Genomic DNA, 21,107 nt, shown 5'->3' with positions numbered 1-21,107 from the left:
TTTGGTGTTGGTCAGCTCTTGGCCAGTGACTCTTGGCTAGTAGGCTCCGGTCGGTTGGATCATTGCCCTGAAAGTCCGCCACATGATCATCAGGTCTCCCGCTATGGACCAGTTCTCCACGTAGTAGAGGTCCAGTCGAACGGCCTCGTCCCATGGAAGGTCGGATCGCCCGTTGATCTGCCACAGGCCCGTGATGCCGGGTTTGATGAGGAGCCGGCGGTGTGTATGACGTTCATAGCCGCTCACCTCCTTGGCCAGCGGCGGCCGGGGCCCCACCAGGCTCATATTGCCCACCAGGACATTCCAGAACTGTGGCAGTTCATCCAGGGAATACTTACGCATCCAACGCCCGCACCGGGTGATACGCGGATCCCCGCGGATCTTGAACAGGACGCCCGCGCCCTCGTCCTGGGTATTGAGCTCCTCCAAGCGGGATTCGGCGTCCACCACCATGGACCGGAACTTGAGCATGTGGAAGGTGCTGCCTCGCCGGCCAACCCGCTCCTGGCGAAAAAGGACGGGCCCGGGGCTGTCGTGGTTAACTATGGCGGCCAGGAGCAGCAGGACCGGTGACAGGACCAGCAATGCCGACGCCGAAACCGTAATGTCCATCAACCTCTTCAGAGTGTGCTTCCCCCCGGCGTAGTGCGGGATGTCCACGTGCATCAGTGGAAGTCCCTCCACCGGCCGCCAGTGGATGCGGGGGCCGGCTACGTTGGTCAGGGCGGCCGCGAGGACAAGTTCTGCCGCGTTTTCCTCCAGCCGCCATCCGAGCTCCTGAATGAATTGGTTTCCCCCGGGCACGGGGCCAGCCACAATGACCGCGTTGGCACCTGTCTGCCGGACGGTGTCGGCAATACCGTAGATCGATGACAGGACGGGGACGCGACGTTCGTCAACCTTCAGGACCGCACCGCGACGGGCGCCCGGGAGGCATGCTCCGAGGATGTCGTAGGCGGTGCCGGACTTTCGGTTGATCTGTTTGATGACGTACCGGACATCCTGGGGTTCGCCAACAACGATTGCACGGGAAAGGCAGCGTCCACGGGACTTCTCGTGACTCAGCCATCGGCGGAAACTCCACCTGCTGCCGGTGAGCGCCACCAGGCCAAGCGGCAAGGAAACGATGACAAATGAACTCACGGCATCAATACGGAAAACCACGGCCACAATGCCCAGGAAACCAAAGACGCGGAAACTGGCTGACAGAACGCGCTTGTATTCCTCCGGCCCAACGCCAAGGACCTTAGGATCGCGGGTGCGGTAGACCTCCAGCGAACCCAACCAAAGGAGTCCAAGTATCAGCCCCAACACCAGGTGCCGTGAGTAGCCAGGGCTTTGGGCGGAAAGGGACAGGCCATCGGTGTTGAGAACAAAGCCGGCGAAGACCGCAGCAGCGACCAACGCGGTGTCTGTCATGCGGAGACTGTTGGTAAGCGAGTGCGCCCAATCGTCACCGCCCCGGGCGGTGGACTTATCTTTCGGCGCTCTGCGGGTGACTGGCGGCACGAAATCCAGGGTGACCTCGGACCTTGGTGCCGCCAGTCCCGCCTTTTCAGCCCGTTGTGCAGCAACGGACTTGTCAATCCAGGGAGACGCCGGCGGATTGACGTCGACGATGGCAGTTTTTGCTGGAAAGACTGAATGCGCTGAGGCACGGTCCGCACCTTGGGGTGCCGCTACCTTGCCCGTACGCAAGACTGGAACTTTCACCATGTCAGCCTTCTTCGCAGACCTGCCATTGCCTACATATCAGTGAAGCGGCGGCTCTGTGGTGACGCACCAGTAGTCGGTACTCAAGTTTGCGCAGTATTACCCATCACGCCTACGTGCGAGTACCTATCCGGGGAGGACGGGACTACGTGTTTTTGGTGTCATTCCCTGTGGCGCGAACGGCAGAAATCCAGGCGGGAGTGGGATCTTTTGACGCCGGGAGGGGCATAAAAAAACCGGCCACCCAAGGTGGCCGGTTCATGAGGGTGTTCAGTCCTCCACGATTTCCAAATCTTCGTCCAGGACATCGTCGTCTTCTTCATCCTCGTCATCGAAGACCTGCAGCGGAGTAACCTCGGAGTAGGCCTCGTACAGCGCATCTTCATAGACCTCAAAGGCATCAGCGACGGCGAAAAAGGCCGACTCAACGTTGGGGTCACCTTCACCTCTCCGAGCCGATGCGGCGGCCAGATGTTCTTCCAGGGCGGCGGTCAGTGATTGAAGCGCGACACGCGGATCGATGCTCATGACTTCACGTTAGCCGGAAAAAGACGAAAATGGAGAGGGATGAGAGAACAATTTCCAGGCAGCTCCGTAGAGCGCCAACGAGACTATGCACGTCAGTACGAATACCTCGTTCTGACGGTGGGGCCTGACGATTCGTTGCCGGACGCCCGGCGCCGGCTGGCCGAACATTCCGAATACGGCAAGTGGGAACTCGAACGCAGCGTGCTTTACCTGGGAGGCGGGCGGCGCTTCTGGCTTCGCCGGAAGGTCTACTCCGTGCAGCGAACCGTCTGAACCCTGCGACACCACCGGCCGGGTTGATGCAGCTAGTCCTCCAGCGGCCCCAACCATGCATTTGCCACAGTGTTATGGGCGGATTCGTCGTTGGAAGGATGGAAGATTCCCGCCAGGACATCCCTGTAAAGGCGCTCCATCTCGGAACCGCGGAAGTAGCTGGATCCTCCTGTCACCCGAATGGCCAAATCCACCACGTGGCGTGCGTTTTCCGTTGCCCGGGACTTGAGTCCCACAAGTTTGGGGAACCACTGGGCTCCGTGGTCCACCAGGTTGTCCACATCCCTGGCCAGGGACGAGATTTGCGGGGAAATGCCGTCCATCGCCAAGGCGGCATCGGCCACCTTCCAACGGATATCGGGATCCTGGGCGTAGCTCCGGCCACCGTGCTTCGCCGAAACCCTGCGCTTGACGTTCGCTACCCCAAGGGTGAACGCACGCTCGGCAACACCGGTATACACAGCGGCGAGCAACGTCTCAAAGCACGCGAAAATCGCGAAGAACAGCAGGTCCTTCCCGGGACCCACCGGCAGTTTGCGGAAGATCCGCTCCGGCGGAACAACAGCACCGTGCAGGAGGGTGGTGTTGGACGCGCTGGCACGCATTCCCAGGGTGTCCCAGTCGCTCAGTGTTTCGTGGCCCGGCTCATCTCGCCTGAGAAAGCCGAAGACCAGCTCCCCTGCACCGTCCCGGGCGTCGGCATCCTTGCCGAAGGTTCCCAGCCGGGTCCAGCCACGGGAGAGGCTGGTAAAGATCTTCCTGCCCGTGAACCGGTAACTTCCGTCCGGCAGCGGCTCGGCAACCGTGCCGGAATCGAACAGCATGGAGTCGTTGCCGGCCTCGGAAATGCCGAACGCAAAAATCTCACCCTGCCCCGCCTCCTTCAACACGAAATCCAATGACGTGTCCCCGCGCGCGGTCATGACCTGCGCGACTCCGGTCCAGACCAGGTGCATATTGACGGCCAATGCCGTTGCGGGCGCGGCCGTGGCGAGACGCTGCTGCAACGCAGCCACCGCTTCGAGCCCGAGCCCAAAACCGCCGTCGGCCTCTGGCACGAACAGCTTGAGGTAACCGGCAGCGGCCAGTTCATCAAGGTCTTCGTGGAAGAACTGGTTGTTGTCGTCGTAGCCTGCCGCGCGGCCACGGAGCCGTTCAAGCAGTTCGTCGGGAAGGATTTCTTCGGGACTCACGGCGGGGACCTCCTCGTTAGTAGTTGCTTAGCAGGGTGTTCAGGACCCGTGCGCCGAACTGGAGGGACTCGGCCGGCACGCGCTCGTCAACCCCGTGGAACATTCCCGTAAAGTCGAGCTCGTCGGGCAGCATCAGCGGGGCGAAACCATAACCGGTGATACCAATCTTGCTCAACGATTTATTGTCGGTGCCCCCTGAGAGTGTGTAGGGAAGGACTCTCGCGCCCGGATCTTCAGTGTGCAGGGCATCGATCATGGAATCCACCAGGTTCCCTGCAAAGGGCACTTCCAAGGAAACATCCTTGTTGACATAGCTGATGTCGATGCCGTCGCCGGCGAGTTCCTTGATGGTCTCGAACACCAACTCCTGCTGGCCCGGCAGCGTGCGGCAGTCAACGAACGCCTCGGCTGACTCCGGGATGACGTTGTGCTTGTAACCGGAGCGCAGGTACGTGGGATTGGAAGTGTTCTGAAGGGTGGCGCCGACGAAGCGAGCTACAGTACCAAGCTCCTTGAGGAGGATGTCCGGGTTGTCGGCGTCGAACTCGACGCCGGTCAGTTCAGTCACGCCGTCCAGGAACTGTCGAGTGGTGGGTGTCAGTTCCACGGGCCACTTGTATTCCCCGATCCGGGTGACGGCCCCTGCCAACCGGGTGACAGCATTGTCAGTATTGATTTGAGAGCCGTGGCCCGCCCTGCCATGCGCAACCAAACGCAACCATGACAATCCCTTCTCAGCGGTCTGCAGCAGGTAGGTCCGCTGGCCACCGATCGTGGCGGAGAATCCACCCACTTCCGAGATCGCCTCGGTGGCCCCGTCGAAAAGTTCACGTCGGTGTTCGACGGCGTAGCGTGCCCCGTAGGTGCCGCCGGCCTCTTCGTCGGCGAAGAAAGCAAAAATGATGTCGCGCTTTGGCTTGCGGCCCGTCCGGGCGAAGTTGCGCATGACTGAAAGGATCATGGCATCCATGTCCTTCATGTCTACGGCGCCGCGCCCCCAGATCAGTCCGTCCTTCAGTTCGCCGCTGAAGGGGTCAACGCTCCATTGATCCTTGAGGGCGGGAACGACGTCCAAGTGACCGTGAACTACCAGCGCGTCGGCTGAAGGATCCTCCCCGGCCATGCGGGTTATCACGTTCGCGCGGCCCGGGGCCGACTCGAAAATCTCGGCTTCGAGGCCGACTTCGGTGATCAGGCCGGCCGTGTACTCTGCTGCTGCCCGCTCACCCGGGCCGGTTTCGTCGCCGAAGTTGGAGGAGTCAATCCTGATGAGTTCCTGGCAGATCCGGACAACTTCATCTTCAGGGCGGATGACAGACATGGAAACTCTCCTTGCGTGGCTGGGCTGCAGGTTCCGGCGACGCACGCTGCGGTCTTCGCGGCATCTGGCGTCCCTTGTTCCATCAGCCTACCCATCAGCGGTTGCCGGCGTCCTGAATATTCGCCGTGGCAAGGGCCTGAGATGATGACACCCGTGCCCGGACCAGGGCCGATTTTTCAGCGACCTGAAACCGTGTTAGAGTTTTTCTCGCTGCTTCGGAGGAAAGTAAAGCACCGGAAGGTGCCCAACAAACCATCTGAACACCACCTGCGCGGGTGGCGGAATGGCAGACGCGCTAGCTTGAGGTGCTAGTCCTCGAAAGGGGGTGGGGGTTCAAGTCCCCCTCCGCGCACCATCGCAAGGCCTGGAATCCATGGATTTCGGGCCTTGTTTTGTTTGTATGAAGACAACCATGCGAGACAATGCGAGTTTCATCACAACTGTTTCTTTAGTTGTCATTAATGAACAGTTTCTTTAGTTGCCGTTAACGAACAATGGCGGCGGGCACCTGGTGGTGGCCGCCGCCGTTGTTGCTGGTGGATCATGGCAAGGCAGTAACGCTTCCGGTGAAGTGCCGCCTGCCGCTGCGGGGATTCCACGCCACGTAGTCCGAGCGTTCCCAATGCCCCGAATCCGCCTGCAGCGTGGTGATGTCCAAGGCAACCCGCGCTGGAAGGAAGACCGGGGCTTCGAATGAGACATTCCAGGCAAATGAGTCCGCCTTGACGGCTCCGACGTCGGCCAGCGCGCGGGAGGCTAGGTACATGCCGTGGGCAATGGATCCCCGCAACCCCAAAGCCTTCGCCGAAAGCACACTTAAGTGGATCGGATTGAAGTCGCCGGAAACCGCGGCGTAGCTTCGGCCGGTGCCCAGGTTAAGTTGCCACAGAGCGGTGGGATGCGGAGGGACAAAATCGCTGGCATCCAAGGCACCGTTCGGACTGCCCGCTTTGTCGATACCCGGCAGGAAGACACCCTTGGCCAAATAGGTTGAAACGCCCCGCCACAGCAAATCATCGCTGGAACCCGCACGGACTTCGGAAACTACGTCCAGCTGGGTTCCTGCTCTATGCCCGGCAAGGCTCTCCGCCCAGGATCGGATGTCCAGTTCCTGGGCGAACTGAATGGGAGCCAGCTGTTCAATGCGGTTTTTCAGGTGGATCATGCCAAGAAGCGGTAGCGGAAAATCCTCGCGGTTCATGACGCTCATGGACACAGGAAATGCCAAAGCATGCACGTAGCCGGCGGGGAGGATATCACTGGCTGTCTCCCCCAGCAGATGTTGGTAGGCGGTGAGGTTCTCGACGTCGGCCCGCACTCCCCTGACCTCGTGGCTGACAGCTGGAAGCCGCTTCTTGCCGGTGGAGGATCCAAGGACCCGACGGCGGGCTGCCGCGGCCGCTGCATTGACGTACAGCTTGGACAAGGACGGCAGTTCGCCCAGGACAACTGGCTGCGGATGGTTCATGCTCCCACCAGTTGCTGCCCGCATACGCGCAGTACTTCTCCGGAGATTCCGCCGGCAGCGTCGCTTGCCAGGAAGGCGATGGCCTCGGCCACATCCTGGGGCTGGCCCCCCTGCTTGAGGGAGTTGAGCCTGCGGGCGGCCTCACGGATCGCGAAGGGCATTTTTGCGGTCATCTCGGTTTCAATGAAACCAGGAGCTACGGCGTTGATTGTCCCGCCGAAAGGTTCCATCAGGGCCGCTGTGGACCTGACCATCCCTATGACGCCACCCTTGGACGCGCCGTAGTTGGTCTGCCCCCTATTTCCAGCGATGCCGCTGGTGGAAGCAACCGAGACGATGCGCGGTGATTCCTTGAAATGCTCCGATGCCAGAAGGGCTTCGTTAATCCTCAGTTGGGCGGCGATGTTGACCGCGATGACTGACTGCCAGCGGCCCTCGTCCATGTTGGCCAGCAGCCTGTCACGGGTGATTCCTGCGTTGTGGACCACGATGTCGAGCCGGCCATGGCGTTCCACCGCGTGTTCGATGATCCGGTGTCCTGCGTCATCCCGGCTGATATCAAGCTGCAGGGCGGTCCCGCGTACTTCGTTGGCTACTGCTGCCAGATGATCCCCGGCTGCCGGGATGTCCACAGCTACCACCTTGGCTCCGTCGCGGTGCAGGGTTCTGGCGATTGCTGCACCAATGCCGCGGGCCGCGCCTGTAACAACTGCTACTTTGCCGGCGAGTGGCTTGTAGGCGTCGTTCGGCAAGCTGCCGGACGTTGAGCGGACGGTGATGAACTGTCCGTCCACGTAGGCGGATCGGCCTGAGAGGAAGAACCTTAGCGCCCCCAGTGCTGAGGGACTGGTTGTTGCCAGATGCTCGTCCAAGTGCTCGTCCAGGAGAATGCCGTTGGCTGTGGCGCCCGCCCGCAGTTCCTTGGCAAGGGAGCGCAACATCCCATCAATGCCCTGCCGCGCAGCAGCCGATGCCGGGTTGCGGGCTGACTGCGATGTCCGGGAGATAGTGATGACACGACCGTTGGGCGATAGGTCCCGCAAGGAAGCGGCCGCGGTCAGTACTGGTTTGCCCAGGTCCTCGGGGTGCTGGACGGCATCAAGGACCAGGATGATAGCCCCCAGCTTTTCCTTAGGCAACGCGTTGCGCCTGACGTCCAAACCCCATCCAAGCATTGTGGTGGCAAGGTCATCTGCGCCGGCGCTGTCGCCGCTTACCAGGACCGGACCGGTAACGAGGGGTGCGCCGGGTTCGTGGCGTCGAAGAACCACCGGTTGAGGCAGACCGAGCTTCTTGGCCACGTCCTTCCCTAGTCCCTGACTTACAAGCTGTGTGTACTTATCAGTCATCGCGCTCCCCCTTAAGCTGCTTCCAGAATCGCAACGACACCCTGACCGCCGGCGGCGCACACGGAAATGAGGCCACGGGCAGGGCGGCCGTCTACGCTGCCCTTCTCATGCAGCATTTTTGCAAGGGAAGCTACGATCCTGCCACCTGTAGCGGCAAACGGATGGCCCGCAGCTAGCGAGGATCCATTGACGTTGAGCTTGGCACGGTCCACCTTTCCCAGTGCGCCATCCAGGCCCAAACGCGTCCTGCCAAAATCTTCGTCCTCCCACGCGGCAAGGGTGCTGAGCACCGTCCCGGCGAAGGCTTCATGGATTTCGAAGAAATCGATGTCCTCGAAGGTAAGGCCGTGGCGGGCCAGGAGGCGTGGCACAGCGAAGACCGGCGCCATGAGGAGGCCGTCCTTGCCATGGACGAAGTCCACGGCGGCCGCCTCGCCGTCCAGGACCGTAGCGAGCTTGGGCAGGCCGTGGGCGTCCGCCCATTCCCCCGTTGCCAGGAGGACCGTTGATGCGCCGTCTGTCAGGGGTGTGGAGTTGCCAGCGGTCATAGTGGCCTCGGAGCCGAGCGTCTTCCCAAAGACGGGCTTCAGGGTGGAGAGCTTCTCCAAGGTGGTGTCCGCGCGCAGGTTTGAATCCCGGTTCAGGCCGCGGTACGGGGTGATGAGGTCATCAAAGAAGCCCCGCTCGTACGCGGCCGTCAGATTGCGGTGGCTGTTGTAAGCAAGCTCGTCCTGGGCTTCCCTGGTAATTTTCCATTGTGCGGTTGTGAGGGCCTGGTGCTCACCCATGGACAATCCCGTGCGGGGCTCTCCGGTGTTGGGCGCGTCCGGGGCCAGATCCTTGGGCCGGATCCGGCCGATGATCTTTAGTTTCTGCACCGTGGTCTTTGCCCGGTTCAGGTCCAACAGGATTTCACGCAATCCTTCACTGACAGCAATCGGGGCATCGGATGCCGAGTCCACTCCACCGGCGATACCTGAATCAATCTGTCCCAACTTGATCTTGTTGGACAGTCCCAGGACTGTCTCCAAACCTGTGGCACAGGCTTGTTGGAGGTCGTATGCGGGGGTTTCCGGAGACAAAGCAGAGCCGAGCACAGCTTCCCGGGTGAGGTTGAAGTCCCTTGAGTGTTTGAGGACCGCCCCGGCTGCTACCTCACCGATGCGTTCGTCCTGGAGCCCGAACCTGGCAATGAGTCCTTCCAAGGCCGCGGTCAGCATGTCTTGATTGGAGGATTTTACGTAGGCGCCGCCGGTGCGGGCGAACGGGATGCGATTGCCGCCCACGATGACCGCCGAACGCGATGCTTGTGGGGTGGTAGCCGGTTCCAAGGGCCCGTTCGTTGTCACGTCTGCTGCAGCCATGCTTGTCTCCTTCGATCAATGCCAGTTACTGATACCCAGCGTACCTGATACGCTGGGTATCGTGAACAGTCGCCACGAAGAATCCGCCGAAGCCGCCGGCTCCCCGCAGCTTGCCGTTGAAGTACCCGGTGCAGTGGACGCAGACGCGGTAGTGGATGGACGTGCAGCCCGGTGGCAGTCCCACCGTGAAGAGCGCCGGCGCGAACTCATCAAAACCGCGCGAAGAGCCGTCCACAGTCTTGGAAGCGATGCCTCCATGGAGGAGATCGCCGGGGCCGCCGGAACATCCAAATCAGTCTTTTACCGCTACTTCGGGGACAAGGCAGGTCTCCAGCAAGCCATGGGTGAAGTAGTGCTGGGGCAAATGCAGCGACGCATGCAGGAGGCCACCCAGCTGGCGCAAACTCCTCGCGAGGGACTCTTTGCCATGGTGTCGGCATATCTGCAGATGGCCGAATCCAGCCCTAACGTTTACGCCTTCATCACCCGGCTTACTCCCGGGGAGGCTTCGGCCCAGGATGCCATCGCGGCCTCGGGCGCCCTGGGCAACTTCTTCGAACAAATCACGGACATGATCGCAACTCCCATGCGGGAGCACCTTGGCGGAGAGAAGGAAGCGGTCATCGTGTATTGGCCCACGGCCGCTATTGGACTCGTGAGGAATGCCGGCGAAATGTGGCTCGGCAGCCCCGCAGGCAGCACCAAACCCGATCAGGCAACCATGGCCGCCCAGATCACGGACTGGCTGTGCCTGGGCATCGCCCCGGAACTTAGAAGCACCACCTGACATCAGCAATGACTCATCAGTTGTCGGAACCAAAGAAGGAAGCAACATGACTGAAGTAGTGGACCGGGCTTCATCCGCCCAGCAACCCTCCGGCCGCGAAGACGCCGCCCTCGGCGCCGAGCCGGTGGTGGACGTAGCCGCCCTCGGAGAGCAGCTCCTTGGAAAATGGGCGCATATCCGCCACGAAGCCCGCAAGGTGGCGGGGAACCCGGTGGTGCAGAAGATCGAAGGCCTGCATCACACCGAGCACCGCGCCCGCGTGTTCGAGCAGCTGAAGTTCCTGGTGGACAACAACACTGTCCATCGCGCGTTCCCCACCCGTCTGGGCGGTTCGGATGACCACGGCGGCAACATCGCCGGCTTCGAAGAGATCGTCACTGCTGATCCGTCCCTTCAGATCAAGGCCGGCGTCCAGTGGGGCCTCTTCGGCTCTGCAGTGATGCACCTGGGCACGGTGGAACATCAGGATAAGTGGCTCCCGGGCATCATGAGCCTGGAGATTCCCGGTTGCTTCGCCATGACTGAAACAGGCCACGGCTCGGATGTCGCCAGCATTGCAACCACGGCGACGTATGACGAAGCCAGCCAGGAATTCATTATCAATACCCCCTTCAGGGCGGCGTGGAAGGACTACATCGGCAACGCGGCAAACGACGGCCTTGCCGCAGTGGTCTTTGCCCAGCTGATCACCAAGAACGTCAATCACGGTGTCCACGCTTTCTATGTGGAGCTCCGCGATCCAGCTACCAAAGAATTCCTCCCGGGTATCGGCGGCGAGGACGACGGCATCAAGGGCGGCCTGAACGGCATCGATAACGGCCGGTTGCACTTTACCGAGGTTCGCATACCGCGCACCAACCTCCTGAACCGCTACGGAGATGTAGCTGTGGACGGCACGTACTCCTCCACCATTGAGAGCCCCGGACGCCGCTTCTTCACGATGCTTGGAACGCTGGTCCAGGGCCGCGTTTCCCTTGACGGTGCCGCAGTGGCCGCGAGCAAATTGGCGCTGAAAACGGCCATCCAGTACGCCACCGAGCGTCGACAGTTCAATGCCTCGTCCAGCACCGACGAAGAGGTCCTTTTGGACTACCAGCGGCACCAGCGACGCTTGTTCACCCGGTTGGCAACTACCTACGCGGCCAGCTTTGCCCACGAGCAGCTCCTGCAAAAGTTCGACGACGTCTTTTCCGGCGCCCACGACACCGACGCGGACCGTCAGGACCTGGAGACATTGGCGGCCGCGCTCAAGCCACTCAGTACCTGGCATGCCTTGGACACCCTGCAGGAGTGCCGCGAAGCGTGTGGCGGCGCGGGCTTCCTGATCGAGAACCGATTTGCGTCGCTTCGTGCGGACCTGGACGTTTATGTCACGTTTGAAGGCGATAACACCGTCCTGCTGCAGCTGGTGGCCAAGCGGTTGCTGGCCGACTATGCCAAGGAATTCCGGAGTGCCGACTTTGGCGTCCTGGCCCGCTACGTGGTAGATCAAGCCGCGGGTGTCGCATTGCACCGGACGGGTCTGCGGCAAGTTGCCCAGTTCGTGGCCGATACCGGTTCAGTCCAGAAGGCAGCACTGGCTTTGCGGGACGAGGAAGGCCAGCGAACCCTCCTGGCTGACCGCGTCCAGTCCATGGTTGCAGAAGTCGGTGCTGCACTGAAGGGGGCCAACAAGCTTCCCCAACACCAGGCCGCTGCTCTCTTCAACCAGCACCAGCATGAGCTCATTGAAGCTGCCCAGGCACATGCTGAACTCCTGCAGTGGGAAGCCTTCACCGAGGCCCTCGCGGAGGTCAAGGATGAGGGAACCAAGCGGGTCCTGACCTGGCTCCGGGACCTGTTCGGCTTGTCCCTGATCGAGAAGCATCTGTCCTGGTACCTCATGAACGGAAGGTTGTCGATGCAGCGTGGCCGTACCGTAGGCACGTACATCAACCGCTTGCTGGTGAAGATCCGCCCGCACGCGGTGGACCTTGTGGACGCCTTTGGCTATGGTCCTGAGCACCTGCGTGCCTCCATTGCCACCGGCGCGGAAGCAACCCGGCAGGATGCGGCGCGTGAGCACTTCCGCGAGCAGCGAGCCAACGGCAGTGCTCCTGCGGATGAGAAGACGCTAATGGCACTGAAGGTCTCGAAGAGCCGCTAGCAGCAGGCCGCTTACGAGCGGTGAACAATTGCGGAACTATTGAAAACCACGACGGCGCCGTCCCCACCTGAGGGGGACGGCGCCGTCGTGGTTTTGCTGTTCTTCAGAGCCGAGGGTTAGCGCAAAACCGACCGGTAGACCTCAAGCGTTGTTTCCGTGATGGACTCCCAGGAGAAGTGCTCTTCAGCGCGGCGCCGTCCTGCGATGCCCATTTCGCGGGCACGGGCGGGATCGGCCACAACCTGGTTCAATGCCGCGGCGAAGTCGCTGACGAACTTTTCCGGGTCCAACGGCGTACCCGTGCCATCGGTTACCTGCTCAAGTTCCACCAGAAGGCCCGTTTCGCCGTGCTGGACAACCTCGGGAATGCCGCCCGTGGCACTGGCCACCACTGCGGCACCGCAGGCCATGGCTTCGAGGTTCACGATGCCAAGGGGCTCGTAGATCGACGGGCAGGCAAAGGCCGTGGCGTGGCTGAGGACCTGGATGAGTTCCCTACGCGGCAACATCCGCTCAATGAGGATGACGCCCTCACGCTTGGCCTGCAGTTCCTCAATGAGGCGTGCGGTTTCGGCAGCGAGCTCGGGAGTGTCCGCAGCGCCGAGGCAGAGCACCAACTGGACGTTGTCAGGCAGGCTTGAGGCGGCTCTCAGCAGGTACGGCACGCCCTTTTGACGTGTATTGCGGCCAACGAAGACCACGCTGGGCTTGGCGGGATCGATGCCCAGGGCCCGGATTGCATCGTCCTCTTCATCACGTTCCCACAGGGAGACATCGATTCCGTTATGGACGACGCGCACCTTGTCCGGGTCCACGTCAGGGTAGCTGCGCAGAATGTCCTGCCGCATGCCATCGGAGACGGCGATGATCGCCGCCGCAGCTTCATAGGCCGTCTTCTCCACCCAGGAAGACAAGGCGTAACCGCCACCCAGCTGTTCGGCCTTCCACGGACGCAGCGGCTCCAGGCTGTGAGCGCTGAGTACGTGCGGAATGCCATGGAGCAGCGAGGCGAGGTGTCCAGCCATGTTGGCGTACCAGGTGTGCGAGTGGACAAGGTCCGCCCCCGCAATGTCCGGAACGATCCTCAAGTCGACTCCGAGGGTCTGGATGGCAGCGTTGGCATCGCCGAGGTCTTCGGGTGTGGCGTAGGACGCCACCGAAGCCCCGTGATAGTCGGCGTCACGGGGCGCGCCGAACGCCCGAACATGAAGGTCGACGTGCTTTGCCAGCACCCGGCTGAGCTCGGCAACGTGGACACCGGCACCGCCATAAATTTCCGGAGGGAATTCTTTAGTCACAATGTCTATTCGCACGCTAACCAACGTAGTCGTTCCGGCGTATGTGTTCTAGTGTGAAAGAGTCCGGAAAATCGGACTTTTGGGGGATACGAAGACGTACGGGGAGCTGTGACCATGGCGTTGAAGAAAGTTTTGGCAATCGTATTGGCAGGCGGGGAAGGCAACCGACTCATGCCGCTAACGGCGGATCGGGCCAAACCAGCCGTTCCGTTCGCAGGCGGCTACAGGTTAATTGACTTTGCACTGTCCAATCTCGTTAATTCGGGATATTTGAAAATCGTCGTGCTGACGCAGTACAAATCGCACAGCCTCGACCGGCACATCTCGGAAACCTGGCGCATGTCAACGCAGCTGGGCCGCTATGTGGCATCTGTACCGGCGCAGCAGCGCGTGGGCAAAAGTTGGTTCCTTGGCAGTGCCAATGCAATTTATCAGTCGCTGAACCTCATCCACGATGACGCCCCGGACATCGTGGTAGTGGTCGGCGCTGACCACGTGTACCGCATGGATTTCTCCCAAATGGTGGAGCAACACATTGCCAGCGGCGCCAAAGCCACGGTTGCTGCAGTACGGCAACCGCTGAACATGGCCAACCAGTTCGGCGTGATCGAGGTAGACCAGAACGATCCCCGGAAGATCGCCGCGTTCGTGGAAAAGCCGGCCAGCACCCCCGGGCTGGCAGCCGACCCCACGCAGTTCCTGGCCTCCATGGGCAACTACGTCTTCAACGCAGACGCCCTCGTTGAAGCGCTGCATGTGGACGCGGAACGCCTCGATACCAAGCACGATATGGGTGGCGACATCATTCCTTACTTCGTGGACCAGGGAGAAGCCGGCGTCTATGACTTCACCCTTAACGACATTCCCGGTGCCACCGACCGCGACCGGACCTACTGGCGCGACGTCGGTACCATTGACTCGTTCTACGACGCTCATATGGACCTGATCTCCCCCGTGCCGATCTTCAACCTCTATAACTCCGAGTGGCCGATCTACACGCGCCAGAGCATCTCGCCGCCAGCGAAGTTTGTCCGTGGTGAGAACAACACAGTGGGAACAGCCCTGGATTCCATCGTTGCCAGCGGCGTGGTGGTTTCCGGCGGAATCGTTGAGGGATCCGTCCTCTCCAACGACGCCTATGTGGCTGCCGGTAGCCGGGTTCAGGACTCCGTGCTCATGGATAAGGTCCGTGTGGGCGAGGGCGCCGTCATCAAGAGGGCAATCCTGGACAAAAACGTCAAGGTGCCTGCGGGCGCGGCCATCGGCCTGGACCCCGCCTTGGATAAGGCCCGAGGCTACAAGGTCACCGAATCCGGCATTACCGTGCTGGCAAAGGGTCAGGTTGTCCCCGAGCCCGGTGAAGCCGAACTTGCGTTGTCCGCACAGCATCGGCGTGGGTTGCCGGAAGCGGTCAAAGCGGCCACGCATGACGATCCCGATATCCGCGACTCAGCGGAAAAGGTGGCAGCCGGCATCCAATCACGCGTAGCGGACGCCGCTGCGCAGGGTGCGTCGCATTAGCCCGTAGGCGCACCGCCGGCACCCACAGAACCCGAGGCAGGCCACTGGCTCCCAAGGCTGTAAAATCAGGTCAATGAGCTCCACCGATCTGACGCCTGAAGAGATCCAGGCCTGCCTCAAGGTTCTGACCACGATCCACGTCTACGACGAAGAGCACCCGGACTACGTTGCTGTCCGCCGTGCCACCGGCAAGATGTTCAAAGCCGTCAAACGGCACCGGCGCGTCACCAAGCGCGACTCCATCGCGGAAGCAGACAGGGCTGTCATTGCCCTCACTGCTACCGCCGCCCCGGACCGCATCGACGACGAAACCCGCGGAAACAAGCTGGCCCCTTCCACCACCGGGGAAATTGCAGGGCACCTCATTCGCTCCCGCCCCTGCTACATCTGCAAAAAGCACTACACGCAGGTTGACGCGTTCTACCACCAGCTTTGCCCCGAATGCGCGGCTTTCAGCCACAGCAAGCGCGATGCCCGCACTGATCTCACGGGACGGCGCGCATTGTTGACCGGCGGGCGCGCCAAGATCGGCATGTACATTGCCTTGCGCCTGCTCAGGGACGGCGCCCACACCACCATCACCACCCGCTTTCCCAAGGACGCTGCGCGTCGATTCGCTGCCATGGAAGACAGCGGCGAATGGTTGCACCGGCTCCGGATTGTGGGCATCGATCTCCGTGACCCGGCACAAGTGATGGCTCTGACCGACTCTCTTAATGAAGCCGGCCCGCTGGACATTATCATCAACAATGCAGCTCAGACCGTGCGACGCTCGGGCAATGCGTACAAGCCCTTGGTCGATGCAGAAGACGAGCCCTTGCCGGCGGCGCTTGAAGTTGCCAACGGTGGGCCCGAGCTGGTGACCTTCGGGCACGCACATGACAAGCACCCGCTTGCCCTCGCCAGCAGCGTCACCGAACACCCGGTGCTGGCCGGCGATGCGATCACCTCTCTGGCGCTCTCCACGGGATCAGCATCTCTGGAACGCATTGAATCGGGAACAGCGATCGACGCCGGCGGCCTGGTTCCGGACCTCGCCGCCATCAACAGCTGGACCCAGGTGGTGGACGAGGTGGATCCCTTGGAGATGCTCGAGGTCCAGTTGTGCAACGTTACGGCGCCCTTCTTGCTGGTCAGCCGTCTCAGGGACGCCATGAAACGGTCCACAGCCCACAGGAAGTACATCGTTAACGTCTCTGCCATGGAGGGCCAGTTCTCCCGCGCCTACAAAGGCCCGGGACACCCTCACACCAACATGGCCAAGGCTGCGTTGAACATGATGACCCGGACCAGCGCACAGGAAATGCTGGATTCCGATGGCATCCTCATGACCGCGGTAGATACCGGATGGATCACTGACGAACGGCCGCACTACACGAAGGTCCGGCTCATGGAGGAAGGGTTCCATGCTCCTTTGGACCTGGTGGACGGTGCTGCGCGTGTCTACGATCCCATCGTGATGGGTGAAAAGGGCGAGGACCAGTACGGGGTCTTCCTCAAGGACTACAAGCCGTCTCCTTGGTAGAAAGACGTTAAATTTTGAGTACAGACAAGGCCCTTAAGAGCGACTCTTAAGGGCCTTGTCTGTACATAAACTCCTAGGCGAGGCGGGTAATCTCCACGGATACAGAGAGTCCCGAACCGCCTCCCCCTGACAAGATGCCCTTCAAGGGCGGAACGTCCCGGTAGTCACGGCCGCGTGCCACTGTGACGTGGTAATCCCCTGCAGGCTTGTGGTTGGTGGGGTCCCAACTGCGCCATTCTCCATCCCACCATTCCAGCCAGGCGTGTGATTGGCCGGCTACGGTTTCGCCGATGTCCGCCGAGGACCGGGGGTGGATATAGCCGGAGACGTACCGCGCCGGAATGCCGCTGCAGCGTAAGGCACCGATCGCCAGGTGTGCCAGGTCCTGGCACACGCCCTGGCGTTGGGACCAGGCCTGTTCGGCATTCGTGGTGACGCCGGTAGTGCCCTTCATATACGTCATCTCACCGGCCATCCACGCGAACACTGCGAGAGCGGCCTCATGGGGGTTCTTTCCCCGCACAACGTCGGGAATGATCCCCAGGACTTCCTCGCCTGGCCCGCTAAGACGGGACTGAGGCAGCCAGTCGCTGAACTCGTCCTGGACCTTCTCCGAGGCTATGACGTCCCATCCCACGATGTCATCCTCGGTTGCCACCCGTTCCGTGCGGTGCACCTCAACAGTGGCTGTAGCGAGGACTTCAAGGCTTTCGTGCGGCATTTGCATATCGAACGCGGTGACACGCGTTCCCCAATAGTCACGGTAGGTGCTGACGGATGCCTGATGGGGTGAAACTTTCAGCGACGCCTCCAGGACCACTTGTTGACCGTCGGTCAGCGGGGTCATGCGGGCCTCGTTATAGGACAAGGTCACGCGTCGGTTGTACTTGTAGGCGGTTTTGTGAACGATGCTCAGCCGGGTCATGAAACTTCTCCCACCCAGGCGTGCTCGTCAGCCTGATTGAAGTACTTACGGGAAATTGCGTCCGACGCTTGAGTCACTGCCTTCTGCACACGTTCCATGTGCTCGGGCAGTTCGGACATGAGATCGTCCGTGCGGTGGAACTCCAGGAAGGTGCGGGCCTGGCCCACGATCCGTCGGGCATCGTTGATGAACCCGACGCGCTGCGCCGAAGGATCCAACTTGGCCAGGCAATCATCGGCATCACGCAAGGCATACACAATCGAACGCGGGAACAATCGGTCCAGGAGCAGGAATTCTGCCGCGTGCTGGTCCCCGAATGCAGCCCTGCGGGTCCGGATGAACGACTCATACGCTCCCGCACACCGGAGCATGTTGACCCATGACATCCCAGCGGATTGGACATCGCGCGTGGACAACATGCGGGCCGTCATATCGGCGCGTTCCAGTGAGCGGCCGAGCACCATGAACAACCAGCTCTCATCGTGGCTGACCGTGGTGTCCGCGAGCCCGCGGACCATGGCGGTGCGCTCCAAAACCCAATTGCAGAAGCGGTAGGTTCCTACAACGTCCTTGCGATGCTGATTGAGGCCGTAATAAGTGGTGTTAAGGCTTTCCCAAAGGGACTGTGAGACAGTCTCGCGGGCCCGGCGTGCATTCTCACGGGCTGCGCCCAAAGAACCCGCTATGGAGGATGCGCTGTGCTTGTCATAGGCCAGCGCATGGAGGAGTTCGGGGAGGCCGAACTCTTCCCCTTGCGGCTTGGCACCCATCACGGCAAGGAGCTCCCGCGCGACGCTTCTCTGTTCCTCAAGGGGCAGGTGGTTCAAACGCTCAAGGTGTACATCCAAAATTCTGGAAGTACCGTCGGCACGCTCAACATAGCGTCCGATCCAGAAGAGTGACTCAGCAATGCGGCTCAGCATGGAACTGCCTCCTTCGCGTGGTGCAGATCGAAGTTCAAGTGTTGGTGGAGCGCGTTCACTGCTGCTGCTCCGTTTGGCGGTCCCGCCAATTGCTTTCCACCGGCCACACGGATACCTGCTCACGTATGGTGACGGATTGGCGGGGAATAATCTCGGCCGGCAACTGCGGCGAGTCAGCCAAAACCCAAGTGTCTTTGGAACCGCCACCCTGGCTGGAGTTCACTATCAAAGAGCCTTCTTTGAGCGCCACCCGGGTGAGGCCTCCGGGCAGGACCCAGACGTCGTCGCCGTCGTTGACTGCGAAAGGACGCAGGTCCACATGCCGCGGCCCGAACTTGTCGCCGGAGAGCGTCGGTACTGTGGAGAGCTGCAGGACAGGCTGGGCGATCCAACCGCGGGGATCGGCAATGACGCGCTTGCGCAAAGCGTCAAGCTCGTCCTTCGTGGCATCCGGTCCGATGACCAGGCCTTTACCACCGGAACCGTCCACAGGTTTGACCACCAGTTCGTCGAGGCGGTCCAGAACATGCTCCCTGGCTTCCTTTTCCTCAAGCCGGAAAGTGTCAACGTTGGCGATGATCGGCTCTTCGTGAAGGTAGTACCGGATCAAGTCAGGGACGTAACTGTACACGAGCTTATCGTCCGCCACCCCGTTGCCTACAGCGTTGGCAATAGTCACCCCTCCGGCCCGTGCGGCGTTGACCAGGCCCGGGCAACCGAGCATGGAATCCGAGCGGAACTGCAACGGGTCCAGGAAGTCGTCATCGATGCGCTTATAAATCACGTCCACGCGCTGCTCACCGGCTGTGGTGCGCATGTAGACACGGTTGCCGCGGCAAATGAGGTCCCTGCCTTCAACGAGCTCGACGCCCATGAGCCCTGCAAGGAGGGTGTGCTCGAAGTAGGCGCTGTTGAAGACGCCCGGTGTCAGGACAACCACGGTGGGGTCGTCCACGCCTGCGGGAGCGGTCTTGCGCAGTGCGGAGAGGAGCCGCCTGGGGTACTCCTCCACAGGCCTGATGTGCTGTTGGCCGAAAGCCTCGGGCAAACCCTTGGCCATGGCGCGCCGGTTCTCCAAGACATAGCTGACGCCCGAAGGTACGCGGACGTTGTCTTCAAGGACGCGGAAAGTTCCGGCAGCATCCCTCACGACGTCGATCCCTGAGACATGGACCCGGACGCCACCTGACGGTTCGAAGCCGTGCACCGCGCGGTGAAAGTGCGCGCTGGTGGTCACCAGCTGCCGGGGAATCACGCCGTCGGTGACAACGGCCATTCGTCCGTAAACGTCATTGAGGAAGGCCTCAAGTGCCTTGACGCGTTGGGCTACGCCTCTCTCCAGCACATCCCACTCATCGGCGGGAATGACGCGCGGGACAATATCCAGGGGAAACGGCCGCTCCTCCCCCGCGTAGTCGAATGTCACGCCACGGTCCAGGAAGGTGCGCGCCATGGAGTCGGCACGGGCGGTGACATCGGCCAGGGAAAGCTCGCGGAGAGCCCCGGAAACCTGACCGTAGGATCTTCTGGCAACGTGGCCTTGGGCAAACATCTCGTCATAGGCGCCAGTGCGGGAAGCAGCCTCGGAGTAATCCTGGAATAGGTCAGACATGGGATTCAGGTAATCACCTTTTTGAGTCGAGCGCATTTCGCGCTGGTTGTGTCGCCGTTTCCGGGTGCTCCCGGTTCGCCTTCCGTGCCCCCATCCGGCAGGGTTGAGGCATGCCCTTCAACAGTCCCGCGCCCCGCTTGTCCCGGCTGGGGCCAGGCTTGGTCCTGAGCATCGCCGCCACGGGTCTTGCCTTCGCGATCCACAGCGTCTTTCCGGCTGTCCCGGCGATGACGCTAGCCGTTGCCTTGGGACTGCTTTCAGCAAATATACCGGGCACGGCTATCCTGGCCGCGGGGCGCGCCCGGCCAGGCCTGGACTTCGCGGGAAAGCACCTTATGCGTGCCGGAATTGTGCTCTTGGGCTTCAAGGTCAGCATCGGCGACGTCATCGGCCTGGGGTGGCTGTCGTTGCTGCTGATCGCCGGGGTTGTCCTGGTGAGCTTTGCGGGAACCTATGGGCTGGCGCGTCTGCTGCGTCTGCCCGGGGAAGCTGCCCTGCTCATTGCCACCGGCTTCTCCATCTGCGGCGCATCCGCGATCGGCGCCATGGCAGCTGTGCGACGCATCAAACATCAAGACACGGTGCTCCCCGTGGCACTGGTAACCCTCTGCGGTACCCTCGCCATCGGTGTTTTGCCGCTGCTCATGCACCCCTTGGGCCTGAACCCTGAACAGTTCGGAGCGTGGACAGGCGCCTCGGTGCATGACGTCGGCCAAGTAGTTGCCACTGCGCAAACTGCAGGTACATCGGCGCTGGCGATCGCCGTCGTCGTCAAATTGACGCGTGTGGTCCTACTGGCCCCGGTTGCGGCTGCCGCCGGGGTGCACCAACGAATCATCCATGTAAGGAAGCGTGCCAGCAGCACAAGCGATGGGGCTGGTGGTATCGACGGGCGGTTCCCGCCGATTGTTCCTCTGTTTGTGGTCGGGTTCCTCGCCACGGTGGCACTGCGCTCACTGGGCTGGGTGCCGCAGACCGGTCTGGAAATGGCGGCCGCTGTCCAGGACATCCTCCTGGCGACTGCCCTGTTCGGGCTGGGTTCGGCGGTGCGTGTACGCACCCTGATTCATACGGGAGGGCGCGCCGTTCTGGTGGCGCTGGGCTCTTGGCTGCTCATCGCATCGCTGGGCCTGGGGGCCGCGTGGATCATGATTAGATAGC

The 21,107-nt window shown here is 61.5% G+C and carries 17 protein-coding genes and 1 tRNA gene; 7 read left to right on the top strand and 11 right to left on the bottom strand.

Going from position 1 to position 21,107, the window contains the following annotated elements; all coding sequences use genetic code 11:
• Positions 1-36 precede the first annotated feature (36 nt).
• Entirely contained in the window at positions 37-1,716 is a 1,680-nt protein-coding gene (locus ACZ5J0_RS09905; RefSeq protein ID WP_464093043.1) for a sugar transferase, read from the bottom strand.
• 267 nt (positions 1,717-1,983) lie between these two features.
• A complete protein-coding gene (locus ACZ5J0_RS09900; protein ID WP_142939187.1) occupies positions 1,984-2,241 on the bottom strand; it encodes a hypothetical protein in 258 nt (85 codons plus the stop codon).
• Between the two features lie 39 nt (positions 2,242-2,280).
• Between ACZ5J0_RS09900 and ACZ5J0_RS09895 the strand changes: the two genes are divergently transcribed.
• Entirely contained in the window at positions 2,281-2,514 is a 234-nt protein-coding gene (locus tag ACZ5J0_RS09895) for a DUF5703 family protein (protein WP_011774832.1), read from the top strand.
• Positions 2,515-2,546: 32 nt separating this feature from the next.
• Here the strand turns inward: ACZ5J0_RS09895 and ACZ5J0_RS09890 are convergent, their stop codons facing one another.
• Together ACZ5J0_RS09890 and ACZ5J0_RS09885 are read right to left on the bottom strand one after the other, a co-directional pair.
• Positions 2,547-3,707 (bottom strand): acyl-CoA dehydrogenase family protein, encoded by a 1,161-nt coding sequence (locus ACZ5J0_RS09890; RefSeq protein WP_142939188.1) that lies wholly within the window; start codon positions 3,705-3,707, stop codon positions 2,547-2,549.
• A 16-nt stretch (positions 3,708-3,723) separates the two neighbouring features.
• Positions 3,724-5,028, bottom strand: coding sequence for a M20/M25/M40 family metallo-hydrolase (locus tag ACZ5J0_RS09885; RefSeq protein WP_464093042.1), 1,305 nt, complete (start codon positions 5,026-5,028; stop codon positions 3,724-3,726).
• Between the two features lie 269 nt (positions 5,029-5,297).
• On the opposite strand from ACZ5J0_RS09885, the gene ACZ5J0_RS09880 reads away from it, so the two are divergent.
• Positions 5,298-5,383, top strand: a tRNA-Leu gene (locus tag ACZ5J0_RS09880).
• 186 nt (positions 5,384-5,569) lie between these two features.
• On the opposite strand, the gene ACZ5J0_RS09875 is transcribed toward ACZ5J0_RS09880, so the two are convergent.
• Genes ACZ5J0_RS09875 through ACZ5J0_RS09865 form a run of 3 tightly spaced genes read right to left on the bottom strand, consistent with a single transcriptional unit; the run spans position 5,570 to position 9,209 of the window.
• Entirely contained in the window at positions 5,570-6,496 is a 927-nt protein-coding gene (locus ACZ5J0_RS09875; protein WP_464093041.1) for a MaoC/PaaZ C-terminal domain-containing protein, read from the bottom strand.
• On the bottom strand, positions 6,493-7,845 hold the full coding sequence (locus tag ACZ5J0_RS09870; protein WP_464093040.1) for a 3-oxoacyl-ACP reductase: 1,353 nt from the start codon (positions 7,843-7,845) through the stop codon (positions 6,493-6,495). Before ACZ5J0_RS09870 ends, ACZ5J0_RS09875 begins: the two co-directional genes overlap by 4 nt.
• 11 nt (positions 7,846-7,856) lie before the next feature.
• Positions 7,857-9,209 carry an acetyl-CoA C-acetyltransferase gene (locus tag ACZ5J0_RS09865; RefSeq protein WP_464093039.1) on the bottom strand — a complete coding sequence of 451 codons (1,353 nt, stop codon included), beginning with the start codon at positions 9,207-9,209 and terminating at the stop codon, positions 7,857-7,859.
• Here ACZ5J0_RS09865 and ACZ5J0_RS09860 point away from each other — a divergent pair.
• Both ACZ5J0_RS09860 and ACZ5J0_RS09855 read left to right on the top strand, forming a co-directional pair.
• Positions 9,208-9,996, top strand: a complete 789-nt coding sequence (locus tag ACZ5J0_RS09860) for a TetR/AcrR family transcriptional regulator (RefSeq protein ID WP_142939193.1) — start codon at positions 9,208-9,210, stop codon at positions 9,994-9,996. The genes ACZ5J0_RS09865 and ACZ5J0_RS09860 overlap by 2 nt on opposite strands.
• A gap of 46 nt (positions 9,997-10,042) precedes the next feature.
• Positions 10,043-12,142, top strand: a complete 2,100-nt coding sequence (locus ACZ5J0_RS09855) for an acyl-CoA dehydrogenase family protein (protein WP_464094682.1) — start codon at positions 10,043-10,045, stop codon at positions 12,140-12,142.
• Between the two features lie 116 nt (positions 12,143-12,258).
• On the opposite strand, the gene glgA is transcribed toward ACZ5J0_RS09855, so the two are convergent.
• Positions 12,259-13,455, bottom strand: a complete 1,197-nt coding sequence (glgA, locus tag ACZ5J0_RS09850; protein WP_142939195.1) for a glycogen synthase — start codon at positions 13,453-13,455, stop codon at positions 12,259-12,261.
• Between the two features lie 93 nt (positions 13,456-13,548).
• Here glgA and glgC point away from each other — a divergent pair, with 93 nt between their 5' ends.
• Both glgC and ACZ5J0_RS09840 read left to right on the top strand, forming a co-directional pair.
• Positions 13,549-14,961, top strand: a complete 1,413-nt coding sequence (glgC, locus tag ACZ5J0_RS09845) for a glucose-1-phosphate adenylyltransferase (RefSeq protein WP_347877606.1) — start codon at positions 13,549-13,551, stop codon at positions 14,959-14,961.
• Positions 14,962-15,034: 73 nt separating this feature from the next.
• A complete protein-coding gene (locus ACZ5J0_RS09840; protein ID WP_142939197.1) occupies positions 15,035-16,486 on the top strand; it encodes an SDR family NAD(P)-dependent oxidoreductase in 1,452 nt (483 codons plus the stop codon).
• A gap of 73 nt (positions 16,487-16,559) precedes the next feature.
• Here the strand turns inward: ACZ5J0_RS09840 and ACZ5J0_RS09835 are convergent, their stop codons facing one another.
• From ACZ5J0_RS09835 to ACZ5J0_RS09825, 3 genes are read right to left on the bottom strand one after another with little or no spacing between them, the layout of a single operon-like run.
• Positions 16,560-17,411, bottom strand: coding sequence for a transglutaminase family protein (locus tag ACZ5J0_RS09835; RefSeq protein ID WP_142939198.1), 852 nt, complete (start codon positions 17,409-17,411; stop codon positions 16,560-16,562).
• The gene (locus ACZ5J0_RS09830; protein ID WP_142939199.1) at positions 17,408-18,334 is read right to left on the bottom strand and encodes an alpha-E domain-containing protein; all 927 of its coding nucleotides are present in this window, start codon (positions 18,332-18,334) and stop codon (positions 17,408-17,410) included. The genes ACZ5J0_RS09835 and ACZ5J0_RS09830 overlap by 4 nt, the downstream gene beginning before the upstream one ends.
• Before the next feature lie 55 nt (positions 18,335-18,389).
• Entirely contained in the window at positions 18,390-19,946 is a 1,557-nt protein-coding gene (locus ACZ5J0_RS09825; RefSeq protein WP_142939200.1) for a circularly permuted type 2 ATP-grasp protein, read from the bottom strand.
• Between the two features lie 110 nt (positions 19,947-20,056).
• Here ACZ5J0_RS09825 and ACZ5J0_RS09820 point away from each other — a divergent pair, with 110 nt between their 5' ends.
• Complete coding sequence (locus ACZ5J0_RS09820) at positions 20,057-21,106, top strand: YeiH family protein (protein WP_166840735.1); 1,050 nt, start codon at positions 20,057-20,059, stop codon at positions 21,104-21,106.
• Position 21,107: the final 1 nt, after the last annotated feature.

The organism is Arthrobacter sp. DualSoilB13, from assembly GCF_055389195.1.
Note: the sequence above shows the minus strand (reverse complement) of the source record. Positions and strands in the feature narration are given on the sequence as shown.